The organism is Streptococcus sp. HMSC34B10, from assembly GCF_001839505.1.
GTDB classification, from domain to species: domain Bacteria; phylum Bacillota; class Bacilli; order Lactobacillales; family Streptococcaceae; genus Streptococcus; species Streptococcus peroris.
The window spans coordinates 35,414-53,584 of the sequence record NZ_KV841542.1 but is presented as its reverse complement, the minus strand read 5'-3'; the positions used below and the strand labels follow the sequence as shown (position 1 = coordinate 53,584).

The 18,171-nt window shown below is 40.8% G+C and carries 12 protein-coding genes; all 12 read left to right on the top strand.

Features of this window, described 5'->3' with window-relative positions:
• The first annotated feature begins 185 nt into the window (after window positions 1–185).
• The 12 genes from HMPREF3237_RS00945 (at window position 186) to purD (ending at window position 18,153) form a co-directional block, all read left to right on the top strand.
• The gene (locus HMPREF3237_RS00945; protein WP_070888560.1) at window positions 186–1,397 is read left to right on the top strand and encodes an aminoacyltransferase; all 1,212 of its coding nucleotides are present in this window, start codon (window positions 186–188) and stop codon (window positions 1,395–1,397) included.
• A 278-nt stretch (window positions 1,398–1,675) separates the two neighbouring features.
• A complete protein-coding gene (rpsB, locus tag HMPREF3237_RS00940) occupies window positions 1,676–2,455 on the top strand; it encodes a 30S ribosomal protein S2 (RefSeq protein WP_025168745.1) in 780 nt (259 codons plus the stop codon).
• Between the two features lie 78 nt (window positions 2,456–2,533).
• Entirely contained in the window at window positions 2,534–3,574 is a 1,041-nt protein-coding gene (tsf, locus tag HMPREF3237_RS00935; RefSeq protein WP_070888535.1) for a translation elongation factor Ts, read from the top strand.
• 354 nt (window positions 3,575–3,928) lie between these two features.
• Window positions 3,929–6,082 (top strand): peptide cleavage/export ABC transporter ComA, encoded by a 2,154-nt coding sequence (comA, locus tag HMPREF3237_RS00930; RefSeq protein WP_070888534.1) that lies wholly within the window; start codon window positions 3,929–3,931, stop codon window positions 6,080–6,082.
• A gap of 12 nt (window positions 6,083–6,094) precedes the next feature.
• Window positions 6,095–6,988, top strand: coding sequence for an HlyD family efflux transporter periplasmic adaptor subunit (locus tag HMPREF3237_RS00925; protein WP_070888533.1), 894 nt, complete (start codon window positions 6,095–6,097; stop codon window positions 6,986–6,988).
• Between the two features lie 164 nt (window positions 6,989–7,152).
• Window positions 7,153–7,860, top strand: coding sequence for a phosphoribosylaminoimidazolesuccinocarboxamide synthase (gene purC / locus HMPREF3237_RS00920; RefSeq protein WP_070888532.1), 708 nt, complete (start codon window positions 7,153–7,155; stop codon window positions 7,858–7,860).
• A gap of 200 nt (window positions 7,861–8,060) precedes the next feature.
• The gene (locus HMPREF3237_RS00915) at window positions 8,061–11,810 is read left to right on the top strand and encodes a phosphoribosylformylglycinamidine synthase (RefSeq protein WP_070888531.1); all 3,750 of its coding nucleotides are present in this window, start codon (window positions 8,061–8,063) and stop codon (window positions 11,808–11,810) included.
• A 281-nt stretch (window positions 11,811–12,091) separates the two neighbouring features.
• Entirely contained in the window at window positions 12,092–13,534 is a 1,443-nt protein-coding gene (purF, locus tag HMPREF3237_RS00910) for an amidophosphoribosyltransferase (protein WP_006146080.1), read from the top strand.
• 36 nt (window positions 13,535–13,570) lie between these two features.
• Window positions 13,571–14,593, top strand: a complete 1,023-nt coding sequence (gene purM / locus HMPREF3237_RS00905) for a phosphoribosylformylglycinamidine cyclo-ligase (protein WP_070888530.1) — start codon at window positions 13,571–13,573, stop codon at window positions 14,591–14,593.
• Window positions 14,593–15,147, top strand: a complete 555-nt coding sequence (gene purN, locus HMPREF3237_RS00900) for a phosphoribosylglycinamide formyltransferase (protein WP_070888529.1) — start codon at window positions 14,593–14,595, stop codon at window positions 15,145–15,147. The genes purM and purN overlap by 1 nt, the downstream gene beginning before the upstream one ends.
• 74 nt (window positions 15,148–15,221) lie before the next feature.
• Window positions 15,222–16,769 carry a bifunctional phosphoribosylaminoimidazolecarboxamide formyltransferase/IMP cyclohydrolase gene (gene purH, locus HMPREF3237_RS00895; protein ID WP_070888528.1) on the top strand — a complete coding sequence of 516 codons (1,548 nt, stop codon included), beginning with the start codon at window positions 15,222–15,224 and terminating at the stop codon, window positions 16,767–16,769.
• Between the two features lie 121 nt (window positions 16,770–16,890).
• The gene (purD, locus tag HMPREF3237_RS00890) at window positions 16,891–18,153 is read left to right on the top strand and encodes a phosphoribosylamine--glycine ligase (protein WP_070888527.1); all 1,263 of its coding nucleotides are present in this window, start codon (window positions 16,891–16,893) and stop codon (window positions 18,151–18,153) included.
• Window positions 18,154–18,171: the final 18 nt, after the last annotated feature.

Sequence of the window (18,171 nt, the reverse complement as noted above, 5' to 3'; positions counted from 1 at the left end):
TAGGGTGAGGTTTTATGAATCTCACCCTTTGTATAGTGTTTAAAAAATAAATTTCATCATATCATGATTAGTCATTGACATATTATTTTCATTCGTTTAGGTAAAACTAGATGAAATATAGAGAATTAGCACATAAACAAGTTGGTGGAGATAAAATAGATTTTAAGAGAGTTGGTACTGGAATTATGTTTACTTATAAAATGAATGTTGATGTTCAAGAGTGGGATTTATTTTTACAAAATCATCCTCAAGGAAATCTATTGCAAAGTAGTGATTGGTCCAAGATAAAGAATACCTGGGGGAACGAGAGAGTTGGGTTTTATAAAGATGACCAATTGGTTGGGGTAGCGAATATTTTAATTCAACCTCTTCCATTAGGGCTTTCTATGTTCTATATTCCACGTGGTCCAGTTATTGATTATACTGATAAAGAACTTCTGAAATTTGTACTTTTATCGTTGAAAAAGCTTGCTAAAAAAAGCCGTGCAATAATGGTTAAATTTGATCCAAGTCTATTTATCAGTCGAACTTTTATTGGTCAAGAAGCTGTTCAGGATTCTAGAACTTTAGAAATCGTAGAGGAATTACAGAGGAATAAAGTTCATTGGACAGGCTTAACAAAGGATATGGCAGAAAATATACAACCACGTTTTCAAGCCAATATTCATAAAGAAAACTTCTCACTAGATCAATTATCCAAGTCTACTAAGCAGGCTATCCGAACTGCAAGAAATAAAGGATTGGAAGTAAAATTCGGTGGACTCGACTTATTAGATGAATTTTCATTTTTAATGAAGAAAACAGAGTCTCGTAAGAACATTAGTTTACGAGGTAAAGATTATTATCAAAAGTTACTGAACACTTATCCTGATCACTCCTTTATCACACTGAGCTATTTAGATTTACCTAATAGATTGAAAGAAGTTGAGAATCAACTCGAAAAGAATCTAAAAACAGCGCAGAAGTTTACAGATAAAACGAAAGAAGGCAAAGTAAAAGATAATCAGCAAGAGAGAAAACGGTTAGAGGAAGAGGTTTCTTTTCTTAAGAGCCATATTGATAGAGGGGACAATATCGTCCCATTATCTGGAACTTTGACCATCGAATTTGGAAAAACCTCAGAAAACTTATATGCTGGAATGAATGAAGAGTTTAGACACTATCAACCTGCTATTCCTACATGGTTTGAGACAGCTCAACATTCATTTGAACGTGGGGCAGAGACTCATAATATGGGTGGAATTGAAAACAACTTAGAGGGTGGATTATTTAATTTTAAATCTAAATTTAATCCCACAATTGAGGAGTTTGCTGGTGAGTTTAACTATCCAACTAGCTCATTGTATTTCTTGTTTAATATAGCCTATAAAATCCGCAAGAAACTTCGAAGTAGATAGGATGAACTAATTATTTTGCTACTACATTAAATTTTTAAAAATTAGCTATTAGAACATCTCAGCAGTATATGTTGAGGTGCTTTTATTTTAGAACTTGTAATTGATGATTCAATGAAAAAAATAAGAATGTTGCTTGAAATAACCCTATAATTATGGTAGAATAAAACTTGTCGTGTGAACGATAATACTCATTCTTGATGAATTGTGAAGCCGTTGCCTTTAGGTCGTTTTGCAAGTTGAAATCAAGAAGAGGAAAAAACAAAAAAGGAGAAATACTCATGGCAGTAATTTCAATGAAACAACTTCTCGAGGCTGGTGTACACTTTGGTCACCAAACTCGTCGCTGGAACCCTAAGATGGCTAAGTACATCTTCACTGAACGTAACGGAATTCACGTTATCGACTTGCAACAAACTGTAAAATACGCTGACCAAGCATATGACTTTATGCGTGATGCAGCAGCTAACGATGCAGTTGTATTGTTCGTTGGTACTAAGAAACAAGCAGCTGACGCAGTTGCTGAAGAAGCAGTACGTTCAGGTCAATATTTCATCAACCACCGTTGGTTGGGTGGAACTCTTACTAACTGGGGAACAATCCAAAAACGTATCGCTCGTTTGAAAGAAATCAAACGTATGGAAGAAGATGGAACTTTTGAAGTTCTTCCTAAGAAAGAAGTTGCACTTCTTAACAAACAACGTGCACGTCTTGAAAAATTCTTGGGTGGTATTGAAGATATGCCTCGTATTCCAGACGTAATGTACGTTGTGGATCCACACAAAGAACAAATCGCTGTTAAGGAAGCTAAGAAATTGGGTATCCCAGTTGTAGCAATGGTCGACACAAACACTGACCCAGATGATATCGATGTAATTATCCCAGCTAACGATGACGCTATTCGCGCTGTAAAATTGATTACAGCTAAATTGGCTGATGCTATCATCGAAGGTCGTCAAGGTGAAGATGCAACAGCAGTTGAAGCTGAATTTGCAGCTTCAGAAGCACAAGCTGACTCAATCGAAGAAATCGTTGAAGTTGTAGAAGGCGACAACGCTTAATTCAAATAAGTAATCATTACCTAGGAGGGCGGGGCTTAGCCCGGCTCTCCTATTTTTAAAAAATATAGGAGAATCAAAATGGCAGAAATTACAGCTAAACTTGTTAAAGAGTTGCGTGAAAAATCTGGTGCTGGTGTTATGGACGCTAAGAAAGCATTGGTTGAAGTTGAAGGTGATATCGAAAAAGCGATTGAATTGCTTCGCGAAAAAGGTATGGCTAAGGCAGCTAAGAAAGCTGACCGTGTTGCTGCGGAAGGTTTGACTGGTGTATATGTTAACGGAAACGTTGCAGCAGTAGTTGAAGTAAATGCTGAAACTGACTTCGTTGCGAAAAACGCTCAATTCGTTGAGTTGGTAAATGCTACAGCTAAAGTAATTGCTGAAGGAAAACCAGCTAACAACGAAGAAGCACTTGCTTTGACAATGCCTTCAGGTGAAACACTTGAAGCTGCATATGTATCTGCAACTGCTACAATCGGTGAAAAGATCTCATTCCGTCGTTTTGCTTTACTTGAAAAAACAGATGCACAACACTTTGGAGCATACCAACACAATGGTGGACGTATCGGTGTTATCTCTGTTATTGAAGGTGGAGATGAAGCACTTGCTAAACAAATCTCAATGCATATCGCTGCGATGAAACCAACAGTTCTTTCATACAAAGAATTGGATGCACAATTTGTAAAAGATGAATTGGCTCAATTGAACCACGTGATTGACCAAGATAACGAAAGTCGCGCAATGGTTGGTAAACCAGCACTTCCACACTTGAAATTCGGTTCAAAAGCACAATTGACTGACGAAGTAATCGCTCAAGCTGAAGCTGATATTAAGGCTGAATTGGCTGCAGAAGGTAAACCAGAAAAAATCTGGGATAAAATCATTCCAGGTAAAATGGACCGCTTCATGCTTGACAACACTAAAGTTGACCAAGCCTACACTCTTCTTGCACAAGTCTACATCATGGATGACAGCAAGACAGTTGAAGCATACCTTGAATCAGTTAACGCTTCAGTAGTTGAGTTCGCTCGTTTTGAAGTTGGGGAAGGTATCGAGAAAGCTTCAAATGATTTTGAAGCTGAAGTTGCAGCTACAATGGCAGCAGCTTTGAATAGCTAATAATCTAATAAAAAAGGAAGCAGACTTGCTTCCTTTTTTTTATAGAATTTTGCTAATCTCGAATAGTTAGATAAGTGGTCTGAGTAAAGGTTTTGGTGCTACAGTTAGTTACCTATCCCATTTTACTAGGTTTAAGTATATTCATACTTTTGAAGTTCATCTAAACAGTTTCTGTGATTAACAGAGCATTTAATCTAACGATTTTATAAATTCATATGTTCTTTCTAATGGTTTAACAGTGTAGTTTAAGTGTAGATACTGTTTTTATAGAAAGAATTTTAACTTTTGTACTGCGTTTGGATAAAATAATCTTACAAAATTTTTTCAATAGATTATTAGAAAAAGGATAAGGTTATGAAATTCAAGAAAAAACACTACCTCTCACAGATGGACCAGATGGACTGTGGAGTTGCTTCGCTAGCTATGGTATTTAGCTATTTTGGGAGCTACTATTCAATAGCTCGTTTGCGCGAATTAGCTAAGACAACTAAAAATGGAACAACAGCTTTAGGGCTTGTGAAGGTTGCAGAGAAACTAGGGTTTGAGACTCAAGCTATTCAAGCAGATATGACCTTGTTTGATTTACCTGATTTGCCCCTACCTTTTCTAGTTCATGTACTGAAGGAAGGAGAATTACTTCATTACTATGTAGTAATTGGACATGATAAGGAGAGTATTCATATAGCTGATCCAGATCCAGATATTAGATTGACCAAACTATCGCGTGAGAGATTTGAAGAAGAATGGACGGGGACAACTATCTTTATGGCTCCCGCTCCAAATTATCAACCTCATCAGGACAAGAAACAGGATTTGACTTCTTTTCTACCTATTTTGGTAAATCAGAAAGGGTTGATTTTGAATATCATTTTAGCGGCTTTTCTAGTGACCTTGATTAATATTGTCGGTTCTTACTATCTGCAGTCTATTATTGATACCTATGTACCAGACCAGACATCATCGACTTTGGGCATTATTTCAGTCGGATTGATTATTGTTTATATTCTACAACAGATTTTATCCTATGCTCAGGATTATTTATTGCATGTTCTAGGGCAACGTTTATCAATTGATATTATTTTATCTTATATTAAACATGTTTTCGATTTACCCATGTCTTTTTTTGCGACCCGTCGAACAGGAGAAATTATATCACGATTTACAGATGCTAATAGTATCATAGACGCCGTAGCTTCAGCCGTTATTTCAGTTTTTTTGAATATATCTACTGTGTTGATTATCTCGGTAATCTTATTTGTACAAAACAGCAATCTCTTTTTAATGACTTTATTGGCTATTCCCATCTATACTATAATAATTGTCGCTTTTATGAAGCCTTTTGAAAAGATGAATCGAGATACCATGGTAGCCAATGCAACTTTATCGTCTTCTATCATAGAGGACATCAATGGCATTGAAACGATTAAGTCCTTGACTAGCGAAAAAATACGCTACAAAAAGATTGATAGTGAATTTGTGGACTATCTAAAAAAATCCTTTACTTATGGTCGAGCAGAAAGCCAGCAAAAAGCTCTTAAAAAACTTGCTCAACTTTTACTAAATGTCTGTATTTTATGGATGGGGGCTAATCTTGTAATGGATGGGAAAATGAGCTTGGGACAGTTAATTACCTATAATGCACTTCTTTTTTATTTCACAAATCCATTAGAGAATATTATCAATCTTCAGAGTAAACTTCAAACGGCTCAAGTTGCAAATAACCGACTCAATGAAGTGTATCAAGTTAAATCCGAGTTTGAAGAGCAGAAAATAGTAGAGGATTTGAGCATGCTTCAAGGAGATCTAACCTTCAAGGAAATTCACTACAGGTATGATTATGGTCGAGATATTTTATCTGGCATTAATTTGACAATAGAACAAGGTTCTAAAATAGCTTTTGTAGGAGTTTCGGGTTCAGGGAAGTCAACCTTGGCTAAGATGATGGTTAATTTTTATAATCCAAGTCAGGGAGAAATCAAGTTGGGAGGTATGAATTTGAATCAGATTGATAAAAAATCCTTACGCCAACATATCAACTATTTACCCCAACAACCCTATGTATTCAATGGAACGATTTTAGAAAATCTCCTCCTTGGAGCTAAGGAGGACACGACTCAAGAGGACATACTACGTGCAGTCGAGATAGCAGAAATTCGTGAAGATATTGAGCGTATGCCCTTGAATTACCAAACGGAATTAACTTCTGATGGCGTTGGAATTTCTGGTGGTCAACGTCAGAGGATTGCTTTGGCACGTGCTCTCTTGACAGATGCACCAATTCTGATTTTGGATGAGGCAACAAGTAGTCTGGATATCTTAACAGAGAAGCGGGTTATGGAAAATCTCATGAGTCTAGATAAAACACTGATTTTCATTGCGCATCGCTTGACTATTGCTGAGCGGGTGGATAAAGTGGTCGTTTTGAATCAGGGGAAGATTGTCGAAGAGGGAAAGCATATGGAATTAATCACCCAGGATGGTTTTTACGCCAATTTAGTTAATTGTTAGAAAGAGAAAAGAATGCATAAAGAATTTTTAGAAAGTGCGGAGTTTTATAATCGACGTTACCATAATTTTTCAAGTCGTGTGATTTTGCCTATGTCATTTTTGATAGTGTTTTTGTTTGGGTTTTCAGTGTTTGTAGAAAAGGAGATTAGCTTATCTTCGAAAGCTACTGTTGAACCCAGTCGCATCATCTCTAATATCCAGTCAGCTAGTAATCAGAGAATGGCAGTCAATCATATGGAAGAGAACAAACGGGTAAAACGAGGAGAATTACTTGTTCAGTATCAGAAAATAGGAGATGAAAACCAGCCCGCAGTTTATAATAGTCAGTTTGAGATGCCACAAGACTATAAAAGTAAAGCAAGTGGTCTCAAAAATGGTGAGGTGCAGCAGAAGATAAGCATCACTTCTCAGAAACCTCAAAAGCAAGAAATTTTAGAAGGAAAATTAGGCAAAAACAGTCAATCTCGTTTTCTTGAAGAAGGGGTAATCAGAGCTGAGGAAGATGGGATTCTTCACCTTAATCCTGAGATAGGTCAATATTCGGTAGTCGCAGAAGGAACCCCGCTTGCCAAACTATATCCCCCATTGGATAGGGAAGGAAAAACAAAATTGACAGCTTATATTAGCTCAAAAGATATCACGGGAATCCGGATGGGAGATCCTGTGCGCTTTACCACAAGTAACGACAATAATAATCAGGTGTTGCTCGTTTCTAAGATTACTGGCATAGATACAATTGCAACCAGAACTGATCAAGGAAATTTCTTTAAAATAGAAGCAGAAACAAGCGTTACCGAGGAAGAAGCTCAAAATCTTAGATACGGATTAGAGGGGCGTCTACGAATAATGATAGGTAAAAAGAGTTATTTTCGCTATTATCTAGATAAATTTTTGAATAGAGACTAATGTTCGTTCTCTTATTAAATAATTTTTAAAAACTGTATTCCAAAATGGATTGCAGTTTTTATTTACCAATGGTGTGGCACATTCCATTTTATTCGTAAAATTCTTGAATTTTTATGGCTTTTGTGGTAAAATGTGCTCAAGTAATACGAAAGGCGAACAATAAAATGTCAGGTAAATTAATTTATACGGGAAAAGCTAAAGATATCTATACTACAGAAGACGAAAATGTGATTAAGTCGGTCTATAAGGACCAAGCAACCATGCTTAATGGTGCTCGTAAGGAGACTATTAAGGGGAAAGGTGTGCTGAATAATCAGATTTCGTCTCTTATTTTTGAAAAATTGAATGCTGCCGGTGTGGAAACACACTTTATCGAACGCATTTCTGATACCGAACAATTGAATAAGAAGGTTAAAATTATTCCTTTGGAAGTTGTTCTTCGAAACGTGACTGCAGGTTCATTTTCAAAGCGTTTTGGCGTTGAAGAAGGGTTGGAATTGGAAACTCCAATCGTTGAATTTTACTATAAAAACGATGAGCTGGATGATCCGTTTATCAACGACGAACACGTGAAATTCTTGGGTGTTGCCAATGATGAACAAATTGCTTATATCAAGGCAGAAACACGCCGTATCAATGAGTTGTTGAAGGATTGGTTTGCACAAATCGGTCTTCGTTTGATTGACTTCAAATTGGAATTTGGTTTTGATAAGGATGGCAAGATCATCTTGGCAGATGAGTTTTCACCAGATAACTGCCGCCTTTGGGATGCTGAAGGGCACCATATGGACAAGGATGTTTTCCGTAGAGATTTGGGCAGTCTAACGGATGTTTATAAGGTTGTGTTAGAGAAGTTGCAGGGATTGAAGTAATCATTTTGGAACGGAAAACCTTCGTCTTTCAAGTAAAAGGACTCAGGCTGCAAAGGTCTACTAGACCTTTGCACTCCGTCGTGATCTCGGTAGCTTGACAGATGTTTATGAAGTTGTATTGGAAAAATTACAAGGTTTGAAGTAATTTTTTGAATTCCTCTCTAATACAGTTTTTAGTAGAAATAAATAAAGGAAATAAAATGGATAAACGTATTTTCGTTGAGAAAAAAGCTGATTTTCGTGTGAAATCTGACTCTTTAGTAAAAGAATTACAGCATAATCTTCAGTTGAAAACCTTGAAGGACCTTCGTATTGTTCAGGTATACGATGTCTTTAATTTGGCAGAGGATTTGTTTGCGCGTGCAGAAAAACATATCTTCTCTGAACAAGTGACCGATACTGTTTTAGATGAAGCTACGGTTAAGGCTGATCTTGCTAAGTATGCTTTCTTTGCTATCGAAAGCTTACCTGGTCAATTTGACCAACGTGCGGCATCTTCACAAGAAGCTTTGCTGTTACTTGGTAGCTCAAATGATGTGACGGTTAATACCGCGCAACTTTACTTGGTTAACAAGGATATTGCTGCGAATGAGTTGGAAGCTGTCAAAAACTACCTCTTGAACCCAGTGGATTCTCGTTTCAAAGATATCACTGTCGGCATTGCGAAACAGGATTTCTCTGAGTCTGACAAGACCATTCCAAGTTTGGATTTCTTTGAAACTTATAGGGCAGAAGATTTTGCTAAGTATAAGTCAGAGCAAGGGTTGGCCATGGAAGTGGATGACCTTCTCTTCATTCAAGACTATTTTAAGTCCATTGGACGTGTACCAACTGAGACTGAGTTGAAGGTGTTGGATACCTACTGGTCTGACCACTGCCGTCACACCACTTTCGAGACTGAGTTGAAACACATCGACTTCTCAGCTTCTAAATTTCAAAAACAATTGCAAGCGACCTATGACAAGTATATTGCCATGCGTGATGAGTTGGGACGTACGGAAAAACCTCAAACCTTGATGGATATGGCGACTATTTTTGGTCGTTATGAGCGTGCCAATGGTCGTTTGGATGACATGGAAGTGTCTGATGAAATCAATGCCTGCTCTGTTGAAATTGAAGTGGATGTCAATGGTGTGAAAGAGCCATGGCTTCTCATGTTCAAAAACGAAACTCACAACCACCCAACGGAAATCGAACCATTTGGTGGAGCGGCTACTTGTATCGGTGGTGCCATTCGTGACCCATTGTCAGGGCGTTCCTACGTTTACCAAGCCATGCGTATTTCAGGTGCTGGCGATATTACATCTCCAATTTCAGCAACTCGCGCTGGGAAATTGCCACAACAAGTGATTTCTAAAACAGCGGCTCATGGTTATTCTTCATATGGTAACCAAATTGGTCTTGCAACAACCTATGTTCGTGAATACTTCCACCCAGGTTTCGTTGCTAAGCGTATGGAGCTAGGTGCCGTTGTCGGTGCGGCCCCTAAGGAAAATGTTGTCCGTGAAAAACCTGAAGCAGGTGATGTGATTATCTTGCTCGGTGGTAAGACTGGACGTGATGGTGTCGGTGGTGCGACAGGTTCTTCTAAAGTTCAAACGGTTGAATCTGTTGAAACAGCTGGTGCTGAGGTTCAAAAAGGGAATGCCATCGAAGAACGGAAGATTCAACGTCTTTTCCGTAATGGGGAAGTGACACGTCTAATCAAGAAATCAAATGACTTTGGTGCTGGTGGTGTCTGTGTGGCTATCGGTGAATTGGCAGATGGTCTTGAAATTGATCTAGACAAAGTGCCATTGAAATACCAAGGTTTGAACGGTACAGAAATTGCCATCTCTGAATCTCAAGAGCGTATGGCTGTAGTGGTTCGTCCAGAAGACGTAGATGCCTTCATTGCAGCATGTAATAAAGAAAATATTGATGCTGTTGTCGTTGCAACTGTGACTGAAAAACCAAATCTTGTCATGCACTGGAATGGCGAAACCATCGTTGATTTGGAACGTCGTTTCCTTGATACAAATGGTGTGCGTGTCGTTGTAGATGCTAAGGTGGTTGACAAGGATGTCAAGCTGCCAGAAGAACGTCAAACATCTGCTGAAACCCTTGAAGCAGATACTCTTGAAGTCTTGGCTGACCTGAACCATGCCAGCCAAAAAGGGTTACAAACCATCTTTGATAGCTCAGTTGGTCGTTCAACAGTCAATCACCCACTTGGTGGTCGCTACCAAATCACACCAACTGAAGCTTCTGTACAGAAATTGCCAGTCCAACATGGTGTGACAACAACTGCTTCTGTCATGGCACAAGGGTTCAACCCTTATGTAGCAGAATGGTCTCCATATCATGGTGCGGCTTATGCGGTCATCGAAGCAACCGCTCGTTTGGTTGCTGCTGGTGCAAACTGGTCTAAGGCTCGTTTCTCTTATCAAGAATACTTCGAGCGTATGGATAAACAAGCTGAGCGTTTTGGACAACCAGTAGCAGCTCTTCTTGGATCCATCGAAGCTCAGATTCAACTTGGTTTGCCATCTATCGGTGGGAAGGACTCTATGTCTGGTACCTTTGAAGAATTGACAGTACCACCAACCTTAGTTGCTTTTGGGGTAACAACTGCAGATAGCCGTAAGGTTCTTTCTCCAGAATTCAAAGCTGCTGGTGAAAATATCTATTACATCCCAGGTCAAGCTTTGGCACAAGAAATTGACTTCGATCTTATCAAGTCTAACTTTGCTCAGTTTGAAGCCATCCAAGCAACTCACAAAGTCACAGCAGCATCAGCGGTCAAATATGGTGGTATCCTTGAAGCTCTTGCACTTGCAACGTTTGGGAACCATATCGGTGCCACTGTAAGCCTTGAAAATCTCGAAACTGCCTTGTCAGCTCAATTGGGTGGATTCATCTTCACATCGCCTGAAGAAATTGTAGGTGTTGCCAAGATTGGACAAACAGCAGCTGACTTTACACTTACTGTCAACGATGTAACGCTTGATGGAAATAAGCTTGACAGTGCCTTCCAAGGTAAATTGGAAGAGGTCTACCCAACGGAATTTGCACAAGCAACTGTGTTGGAAGAAGTACCTGCGGTGGCGTCAGATGCTGTGATCAAAGCCAAAGAAACAGTTGAGAAACCAGTTGTTTACATCCCAGTATTCCCAGGAACTAACTCTGAGTACGATTCCGCTAAGGCCTTTGAAAAAGAAGGTGCTCAAGTCAACTTAGTACCATTTGTCACACTCAACGAAGAAGCGATTGTCAAGTCTGTTGACACCATGGTTGACAATATCGAAAAAGCTAACATTATCTTCTTTGCAGGTGGTTTCTCAGCAGCGGACGAACCAGATGGATCAGCTAAATTTATTGTTAACATCTTGCTCAATGAAAAAGTACGTGCAGCCATTGATCACTTCATCGAAGGTGGTGGTTTAATCATCGGTATCTGTAACGGGTTCCAAGCTCTTGTCAAATCGGGTCTTCTTCCATATGGTAACTTTGAAGATGCAAGTAGTACCAGTCCAACCCTCTTCTACAATGATGCCAACCAACACGTGGCTAAGATGGTTGAAACACGGATTGCCAATACCAACTCACCATGGCTTGCTGGAGTAGAAGTTGGTGACATCCATGCCATTCCAGTATCACACGGTGAAGGTAAATTTGTAGTGACAGCTGAGGAATTTGCAGAGCTTCGTGACAATGGTCAAATCTTTACACAGTATGTTGACTTCGAAGGCAAACCGAGCATGGATTCTAAATACAATCCTAACGGATCTGTAAATGCAATCGAAGGTATCACAAGTAAGAACGGTCAAATCATTGGTAAGATGGGGCACTCAGAACGTTATGAAGAAGGGCTCTTCCAAAATATCCCAGGAAGCAAAGATCAACATCTCTTTGCTTCAGCTGTGAAATATTTTACTGGGAATAGGCTTTGCAGATTTTCTAATAGATAACCATCAGTAAATGTAAAATCAAGTAGATGAAACTTGCGATAATTGCAAATGATTTGTTGTTGCGAGTGAAACGAGCTTCTACTGTATCATTCCGCTGTAGTATCGCTAAGGGAGTATTTGAGACTTTGGCTCAAATACTAGCTCGAAAATTTCCTGATAGACTTTCTGTTTTTTCGTCGGCATTTATGACGATGATGAAAAAATTAGAAAATCATCAAAGAAAGTTGAGAGCGTCCCTACTACTTAAGGAATGATACACAAATGAAAATTAGGTATATAAAATGACATACGAAGTAAAATCTCTTAATGAAGAATGTGGGGTTTTTGGAATCTGGGGTCATCCAGATGCCGCTAAATTAACCTATTTTGGTCTTCATAGTCTACAGCACCGTGGTCAGGAAGGGGCAGGAATTCTCTCCAACGACAACGGGAATTTGAAACGCTATCGAGATATGGGTCTCTTATCAGAAGTCTTTAAAAATCCTGCGAATTTGGATAAATTGACAGGAACAGGTGCTATCGGGCACGTGCGTTATGCGACGGCGGGAGAAGCTTCTGTAGACAATATCCAACCTTTCCTTTTCCGCTTTCACGATATGCAGTTTGGGCTAGCACATAATGGAAATCTGACCAATGCAGAATCTCTCAAACAAGAATTGGAACAAAGAGGAGCGATTTTCAGTTCAACCTCTGACTCAGAAATCTTAGCTCACCTCATTCGCCGTAGCCACAATCCAAACTTGATGGGTAAAATCAAGGAAGCACTCAGTCTGGTTAAAGGTGGTTTCGCTTATCTTTTGATGTTTGAAGATAAGTTGATTGCAGCCCTTGACCCAAACGGCTTCCGCCCTCTTTCTATTGGGAAAATGGCTAATGGAGCTGTTGTTGTTTCTTCTGAAACCTGTGCTTTTGAAGTGATTGGTGCAGAGTGGGTACGTGATGTGAAACCAGGCGAGATTGTCATTATTGATGATAGTGGTATCCAGTATGATAGCTACACAAACGATACTCAACTGGCTATCTGTTCCATGGAGTATATCTACTTTGCCCGTCCTGACTCAAACATCCACGGGGTCAATGTCCATACAGCTCGTAAGAGAATGGGGGCTCAATTAGCGCGTGAATTCAAGCATGAGGCGGATATCGTAGTTGGGGTACCAAATTCCTCACTCAGCGCAGCTATGGGCTTTGCGGAAGAATCTGGCCTGCCAAATGAAATGGGCTTGATTAAAAACCAATACACTCAACGGACCTTTATCCAGCCAACTCAAGAGTTGCGCGAGCAAGGGGTTCGGATGAAACTCTCTGCTGTTTCTGGAGTCGTGAAAGGCAAACGCGTTGTCATGATTGATGACTCGATTGTGCGAGGAACAACATCTCGGAGAATTGTTCAATTGTTGAAAGAAGCAGGGGCAACGGAAGTTCACGTTGCTATTGGAAGCCCAGCGTTAGCTTATCCTTGTTTTTACGGGATTGATATTCAGACGCGTCAGGAGCTGATTGCGGCTAATCATACGGTTGAGGAAACTTGCCAAATCATTGGGGCAGATAGCTTAACCTATCTCTCTATCGAGGGCTTGATTAATTCTATTGGGATTGAAACAGATGCGCCAAATGGCGGCCTCTGTGTGGCTTACTTTGATGGGAAATATCCAACTCCTCTCTATGACTATGAAGAAGAATATCGTAGAAGTTTGGAAGAAAAAACGAGTTTTTACAAATAAAATTCCCCATTGAAGGAAAGGAAAAGGAAAAAACAAATGACAAATAAAAATGCTTACGCGCAGTCTGGCGTAGATGTTGAAGCGGGTTATGAAGTTGTTGAACGGATTAAAAAACACGTGGCTCGTACAGAGCGTGCAGGTGTCATGGGAGCTCTTGGTGGTTTTGGTGGCATGTTCGACCTTTCAAAGACAGGTGTTAAAGAACCCGTTTTGATCTCAGGTACAGATGGTGTTGGAACGAAACTCATGCTGGCTATCAAGTACGACAAGCACGATACGATCGGCCAAGACTGTGTGGCTATGTGTGTTAACGATATCATCGCTGCAGGTGCTGAGCCTCTTTACTTCCTTGACTATATCGCAACTGGTAAAAATGAACCAGCTAAACTAGAACAGGTCGTTGCTGGTGTGGCTGAAGGATGTGTGCAAGCTGGTGTAGCCCTCATTGGTGGTGAAACTGCTGAAATGCCTGGTATGTATGGTGAAGATGACTATGACTTGGCTGGTTTCGCAGTAGGTGTCGCTGAAAAATCTCAAATCATTGACGGTTCAAAAGTAGCAGCAGGCGATGTGATTTTGGGGCTTGCTTCAAGCGGTATCCACTCAAACGGTTACTCACTCGTTCGTCGAGTATTCGCTGATTACACAGGTGAAGAAGTTCTCCCAGAATTGGAAGGCAAGAAACTCAAAGACGTTCTTTTGGAACCAACCCGTATCTACGTCAAAGCAGCTTTGCCATTGATTAAAGAGGAAATGGTTAACGGGATTGCCCACATCACAGGTGGTGGTTTCATCGAAAATGTGCCACGTATGTTCGCTGATGATTTGGCGGCTGAAATTGATGAAAGCAAAGTGCCAGTCCTTCCAATTTTCAAAGCCCTTGAAAAATATGGCCGAATCAAACACGAAGAAATGTTTGAAATCTTCAACATGGGGATTGGTCTCATGCTTGCGGTAAAACCAGAAAATGTGGAGCGTGTCAAAGATCTTCTTGACGAACCTGTTTATGAAATCGGTCGTATTGTCAAGAAGACAGATGCAAGTGTGGTGATAAAATAATGGTTAAAAAAATTGCTATTTTTGCTTCTGGAAATGGTTCAAACTTTCAGGTCATTGCAGAGCAATTTCCAGTTGAATTTGTCTTTTCAGATCACCGAGATGCCTATGTACTTGAGCGTGCAGAAAAGCTAGGGGTTTTATCTTATGCCTTTGAACTCAAGGAATTTGACAAAAAAGCGGCTTATGAAGAGGCTATCGTCAAACTCTTGGATGAACACCAGATTGATTTGGTTTGTTTGGCGGGTTATATGAAAATCGTTGGCCCAACCTTGCTTGCAGCTTATGAAGGCCGTATCATCAATATCCATCCTGCCTATCTTCCAGAATTTCCAGGTGCTCATGGTATTGAGGATGCTTGGAATGCAGGTGTTGACCAGTCTGGCGTGACCATTCACTGGGTAGATTCTGGCGTTGATACCGGTAAGGTTATTAAACAAGTCCGTGTGCCTCGCCTTGAAGAGGATACTCTTGATACCTTCGAAACTCGTATCCACGAAACAGAGTACAAGCTCTATCCAGAAGTGTTGGAGAGTTTTGGCGTTGCACGAAAATAAGGAAGCGCTAGAGCTGAAAGACAATTTTCGACTGTAGCATATAAGGAACTTTTTTAAAAAAGGAAAAGAAAAAAATGACTAAACGAGCACTTATTTCAGTCTCAGACAAAGTGGGCATCGTTGAATTTGCCCAAGAACTCAAAAAACTTGGTTGGGACATCATCTCAACAGGTGGGACCAAAGTTGCCCTTGACAATGCTGGTGTTGATACCATTGCAATTGATGATGTGACTGGGTTCCCAGAAATGATGGACGGTCGTGTGAAGACTCTCCACCCAAATATCCACGGGGGACTTCTCGCTCGTCGTGACCTCGATAGCCACCTTCAAGTGGCTAAGGACAATAATATCGAATTGATTGACCTTGTTGTGGTCAATCTTTACCCATTCAAGGAAACCATCCTTAAACCAGACGTGACTTACGCTGACGCGGTTGAAAACATCGATATCGGTGGTCCATCTATGCTTCGTTCAGCAGCTAAAAACCACGCTAGCGTAACAGTTGTGGTAGACCCTGCTGACTACGCTGTTGTGCTTGACGAATTGTCAGCGAACGGCGAAACAAGTTACGAAACTCGCCAACGGTTGGCAGCGAAAGTATTCCGTCACACAGCGGCTTATGATGCCTTGATCGCGGAGTACTTCACAGCTCAAGTGGGTGAAACAAAACCTGAGAAACTCACTTTGACTTATGACCTTAAGCAACCGATGCGTTACGGTGAAAATCCTCAACAAGATGCTGACTTCTACCAAAAAGGTTTGCCAACGGCTTACTCCATTGCTTCAGCTAAACAACTTAACGGTAAAGAATTGTCCTTTAACAATATCCGTGATGCTGATGCCGCTATCCGTATCATCCGTGACTTCAAAGATCGTCCAACAGTTGTGGCTCTCAAACACATGAACCCATGTGGTATCGGTCAAGCTGACGATATCGAAACTGCTTGGGACTACGCTTATGAATCTGACCCAGTATCTATCTTCGGTGGTATTGTCGTTCTCAACCGTGAAGTAGATGCTGCGACAGCTCAAAAAATGCACGGTGTTTTCCTTGAAATCATCATTGCGCCAAGCTATTCTGACGAAGCGCTTGAAATCTTGACAACCAAGAAGAAAAACTTGCGTATCCTAGCCTTGCCGTTTGATGCTCAAGACGCTAGCGAAGCAGAAGCAGAATACACTGGTGTTGTTGGTGGACTTCTCGTTCAAAACCAAGACGTGGTCAAAGAAAGTCCAGCAGACTGGCAAGTGGTTACTAAACGCCAACCAACTGAAACAGAAGCGACAGCTCTTGAGTTTGCTTGGAAGGCTATCAAGTACGTCAAATCAAATGGGATCATCGTGACCAATGACCACATGACACTTGGTGTTGGCCCTGGTCAAACTAACCGTGTGGCTTCAGTTCGTATCGCTATTGACCAAGCTAAAGACCGTCTTGATGGTGCTGTTCTTGCTTCTGATGCCTTCTTCCCATTTGCGGATAACGTGGAAGAAATCGCCAAAGCAGGTATTAAGGCCATCATCCAACCGGGTGGATCAGTCCGTGACCAAGAGTCCATCGAAGCGGCTGATAAATACGGCTTGACTATGGTCTTTACAGGTGTGAGACATTTTAGACATTAAGAAAACGAAAGGGAAGAAAACAGTTTCTTTCCTTTTTTGTTTAAAAAAACTTAACGAAACAAGATTAAAACGAACGTTTATGATATAATATTAGTAAATAATTCGCAAAAGAGGTTGAGAGATGAAACTGTTAGTTGTTGGCTCAGGTGGTCGTGAGCACGCGATTGCCAAAAAGTTGTTGGAGTCTAAGGACGTTGAGCAAGTTTTCGTGGCTCCTGGGAATGACGGGATGATCTTAGATAGACTTGATTTGGTAAATATCTCTATTTCCGAACATTCTAAGCTGATTGACTTCGCAAAAGTCAACGATATTGCTTGGACCTTTATTGGCCCAGATGATGCCCTTGCAGCTGGTATCGTGGATGATTTTAATGCAGCTGGTCTCAAGGCTTTTGGTCCGACCAAGGCTGCAGCTGAACTGGAATGGTCCAAGGATTTTGCTAAGGAAATCATGGTCAAATACGACGTTCCGACAGCAGCCTATGGAACCTTTTCAGATTTCGAAGAAGCCAAGGCCTACATCGAAGAAAAAGGCGCTCCAATCGTCGTCAAGGCAGACGGCTTGGCCCTTGGGAAAGGTGTCGTCGTTGCGGAGACAGTTGAGCAAGCCATCGAAGCCGCTCATGAGATGCTTTTGGACAATAAATTCGGTGATTCAGGTGCGCGTGTAGTCATCGAGGAATTCCTTGACGGGGAAGAATTTTCTCTCTTTGCCTTTGTCAATGGGGACAAGTTCTACATCATGCCAACAGCTCAGGACCATAAACGTGCCTACGATGGTGACAAGGGTCCTAATACTGGTGGGATGGGTGCCTATGCGCCGGTTCCTCACTTGCCACAGAGCGTGGTTGACACAGCGGTTGACACTATTGTCAAGCCAGTTCTTGAAGGCATGATCAAAGAAGGTCGTCCGTATCTTGGTGTTCTTTATGCTGGTCTTATCTTAACAGCTGATGGACCGAAAGTCATCGAGTTCAACTCACGTTTTGGTGATCCTGAAACACAAATCATCTTGCCTCGTTTGACATCTGACTTTGCGCAAAATATCACTGACATTTTGGATGGCAAAGAGCCAGCCATCACTTGGACGGACAAGGGTGTGACACTGGGCGTGGTTGTAGCATCAAACGGCTATCCACTCGCTTATGAGAAGGGTGTCAAGCTTCCAGCCAAGACAGACGGTGACATCATCACTTATTATGCAGGAGCAAAATTCGCTGAAAATGGGGAAGACCTCCTCTCAAACGGCGGACGTGTCTACATGCTCGTCACAACAGCAGACACCGTCAAAGACGGCCAAAACATTATCTACAACGAACTCAACAAACAAAACACAGAAGGCCTCTTCTACCGAAATGACATTGGTAGCAAAGCTAACAAATAAAATTTCAAAAGCGACTGA